The sequence below is a fragment of the Streptomyces sp. NPDC002577 genome (assembly GCF_053594815.1).
In genome coordinates, this window is record NZ_JBSFWK010000098.1 from 1 (window position 1) to 3658 (window position 3658).

A 3658-nucleotide genomic window follows, 5' to 3' on the forward strand; every position below is an offset into this window, starting at 1 on the left:
AGTCCGGTTCGGAGACGATCCAGGTGTTCGTCCCGTCGAGCGTCATCGCCGAGGCGTTGGGGGCGAGGACGTTGACGGCGCGTTCGGTCGCGGGGTGCTCTCCGGCCCCGCGTCCGCGGATCTTCCGCGGAGCCGGCGACGGTGTGTGTCGTCTCTTGCCGGCGGTCAGCCGGGGACCGTGCATTCGAAGGCGTGCAGATACGGGTTGACCGGGCGGATCTCACCCACCGTCAGACCGGCCTCCGTCATACGGGTGACCAGGCTCTCCTTGGTGTGCTTGGCGCCGCCCACATTGAGCAGCAGCAGCAGATCCATGGCGGTCGTGAACTTCATCGACGGGGTGTCGTCGACGATGTTCTCGATGATCACCACCCTGGCTCCGGGCCGCGCCGCCGCCATGACGTTCCGCAGGGTCCTGCGGGTACTGTCGTCGTCCCATTCCAGGATGTTCTTGATGATGTACAGATCCGCCTCGACCGGGATGTCCTCCCGGCAGTCGCCACCGACGATGTCCGCCCGGTTCGCGAGCGCACCGCCCTCGCGCAGCCGCGGATCGGCCTTCTCCACCACACGCGGCAGATCGAGCAGGGTGCCCCGCATATGCGGGTACTTCTCCAGCAGCCCGGCCACGACGTGACCCTGGCCGCCGCCGATGTCGGCGACCGTCGACACCCCTGTCATGTCGAGCAGTTCCACGAGGTCCCGCGCGGACTGCATGCTGGATGTGGTCATGGCCCGGTTGAACACATGGGCCGATTCGTGCGCGTCCTCGTGCAGGTAGTCGAAGAACCCCTTGCCGAACAGGTCGTGGAAGACGCTGCCGCCGGACTTCACCGCCTCGTCGAGCCGCGGCCAGGCGGCCCAGGTCCAGGGTTCGGTGCACCACAGGGAGATGAAGCGCAGACTGTTCGGGTCGTCGTCGCGCAGCAGCCGCGACATGGGGGTGTGGGCGAACCGGCCGTCGTCGGTCTCGGCGAAGATGCCGTAGCAGGACACGGCCCGCAGCAGCCGCCTGAGCGGCCGTGGTTCGACGCCCAGCGCGGCGGCCAGTTCCTCGGCGGTGGCGGGTTCGTCGCCCAGTGCGTCGGCGACGCCCAGCTTGGCGGTCGCGCGGACGGCCGCCGCGCACGCCGCCCCGAAGACGAGCTCCCGCAACTGCATGGCCGGCTGGGGAGACCTGGCCGGCTGGGGTACCCCCTGCTCATGGGGGTGGCCCCGCTCGAGCGGAGCCGAGGGTGGGGGAGAGGCCGAGGGGGAGGGAGTTACCGTGGTCATTTAGCGCCTCGATTCGCTTGGTTCAACGGGAGCACCGGCCGGCCGGTCAGCACAGGCCCGCGGGTTGGGAGACCCTGCAGACATTGCCGCTGAAGCGGTTGCCGGAGCCGGTGGTGTCCCGGTTCGCAAGGTCGGCCGTCGTGTTGCCCAGCACCAGGTTGTCGCGGATGACGTTGCGCTGGTTGACCGCGCCCACGAAACTCTTGTAGAGCACGACTCCGCCGGAGAAGGTGGACTTTCCCTCGTTGCCGCGGATGACGTTGTCCTCCACGAGCATGTCCTCGGCGCCGGTGAGAACGATCCCCGATCCCTGGATGTAGGGCAGACGGGCCGTCTTCGCGCAGTACTTGTTGTTCGAGAAGATCGTGTTGCGCCGGATGGCCATGTCCCCAGCCTGCGGACGCCCTTCGTCGCCGACGACGAATACGCCGTTGCAGTTACCGGTGACGCTGTTGTTCGCCACGGTGAGGTTCCTCAGGCGCCTGACCGTGACTCCGATGCGGTTGCGCTCAAGGAGGTTGTACCTGACCTCGGTCCCATCGGTGTCCGTGGCTCCTCCCTCGGTGTCGACCGAGTTGGACAGGAACAGGCCCGACTCGGCGTTGTCCCGGGCGATGTTGCCCCAGAACAGACTCCGCGTCGATCTCTCCTCGGCGATGCCCCACTGGCCGTTCTTCTCGGCGATCACGTTCTCGACGGTCAGCCGGTCGGTCCGCGAGGCCCACAGGGCGTTCTTCTTGAAGCCGGACAGTGTGAGAGAGCGGATGGTGGTGCCCTGGACGGGCTGGGCAGCCGTGCCGAGCACACACATGCCGTTGCCGGCCGTCGCGCAGCGGTTGCCGGTTGTGCTGGTCGGGGGCATGATCACAGTCCGGCTCCCCGCCCCACGGAGCGTCAGGCCGGACTTGGTGATCAGTACGCTTTCACGGTAGGTGCCGGGTGCGATGACAATGGTGTCCCCCGGCCGGGCGGCATCGACCGCCTTCTGGATCGATTCTCCCGGAAGCACCACGTGACGCGCCGCGGCGGCGGACGGCGGGGCTGCACCGAGCCCCGACACCGCGAGGGCCGCGGCGCATCCGAGGTACCTGATCTTTCGAGTCGTCATGAGCCGAAGCTAGGTTCGTTCAACCCCGTTCGCCACACAGGGTCACCCGTTGACGGCACAGGGTGAGCAAATGGCTGAACGGCCCTCCGTGCCGCCCCGGCTGTTCGGGTGCCAGGTCTCCTGGCCGGAGCGGCTGCGGCTTTGACGGGTTGTCGGTGCGGGCGGTGGGTGGCTGGGGCGCCTAGGCAGAGCACGCCGCCACCGTTGTGGGCAATCGTTCCTCCCCCAGCTACCGCTGGGAGGTGCCCCCAGGCCATGGGTGTACCTCCCATGCCCTTAAGGCAATGGGGGAGGGTGGGCACAACCCACGACGGCGGGTGCCCCGGCGTCGTACCGAACCGCGGTGGGGATGGCGTCAGCCGTAGAGCGCCGGGCGCTCCACGAGTTGGACCTCCACTCGCACTCCCTCGGCCTGGGCCCGCACCCCGGCCTCGGACACCGCCGCCGCGGCGTACCCGTCCCAGGTACTGGGACCGGTCACCTCCCCGCGGCGGGTGGCGTCCACCCAGGCCTGTACCTCGCGGTCGTACGCGTCCTCGAAGCGCTCCGTGAAGTCCTGGGCGATGGTGCCGCCCCAGCGGCCCGCCATGTTCGTGACCATGGCATGGCCCTCGCCGATCCTGGCGGTGCCGCGCTCGCACACCGCCTCGGCCTGTACCTGGTAGCCGAATCCGCAGTTGACGAAGATCTCGACGTCGACGAGGGCGCCGCCGTCGGTCTCGAAGATGACGAACTGAGGGTCGTCCAGCCCTGCGGGGGCGTTCTCCGAGGGTGTCGGGCGCAGCACCGTGACGGCGGTGATCTCCTGGCCCAGCAGCCACCGGGTGACGTCGGCCTCGTGCACCACGGAGTCGTTGATGAGCATCGCACTGGTGAACCCGGACGGCGCCGCGGCGTTGCGGTGCCGGTGGTGCAGCATCAGCGGCCGGCCCAGATAGCCGTTGCCCAGCAGCGACTTGAGCTTCACGTACTCGGTGTCGTACCGCCGCATGAAGCCGACCTGGATACGGCGGTGGCCGAGCCCCACCTCCGCGTCCATGACCCGCAGCGCGGAGGTGGCGTCGGGCGTGAGCGGCTTCTCGCACAGTACGGGGAGGTCGTGCGAGAGGGCCGTGAGCAGGGCCGCTTCATGGGCGGGCCCCGGTGAGGCGATGAGTACGGCGTCGACGCCGTGCGCCCCCCAGGGGGGGGGCGGGTGGGTGTTAGCGGGGCCGCCCCACAGACCGGTAGCGAGGGTGAGGGGCCCCACCCCGAAGAATTGCACCACACCCGCCC

3 protein-coding genes and 1 pseudogene are annotated in these 3658 nt (G+C 69.0%); all 4 read right to left on the reverse strand.

What is annotated here, in order from left to right:
* A pseudogene (locus ACWD4J_RS43960) lies at positions 1-184 on the reverse strand (hypothetical protein); the annotation flags it as partial.
* On the reverse strand, positions 166-1275 hold the full coding sequence (locus tag ACWD4J_RS43965; RefSeq protein WP_451401175.1) for a methyltransferase: 1110 nt from the start codon (positions 1273-1275) through the stop codon (positions 166-168). The gene ACWD4J_RS43965 and the pseudogene ACWD4J_RS43960, both read right to left, overlap by 19 nt.
* Before the next feature lie 46 nt (positions 1276-1321).
* Entirely contained in the window at positions 1322-2383 is a 1062-nt protein-coding gene (locus tag ACWD4J_RS43970; RefSeq protein WP_451401176.1) for a right-handed parallel beta-helix repeat-containing protein, read from the reverse strand.
* Positions 2384-2738: 355 nt separating this feature from the next.
* Positions 2739-3650: a Gfo/Idh/MocA family protein gene (locus tag ACWD4J_RS43975; RefSeq protein WP_451401177.1), complete on the reverse strand. Its 912-nt coding sequence runs from the start codon at positions 3648-3650 to the stop codon at positions 2739-2741.
* Between the last annotated feature and the right edge of the window lie 8 nt (positions 3651-3658).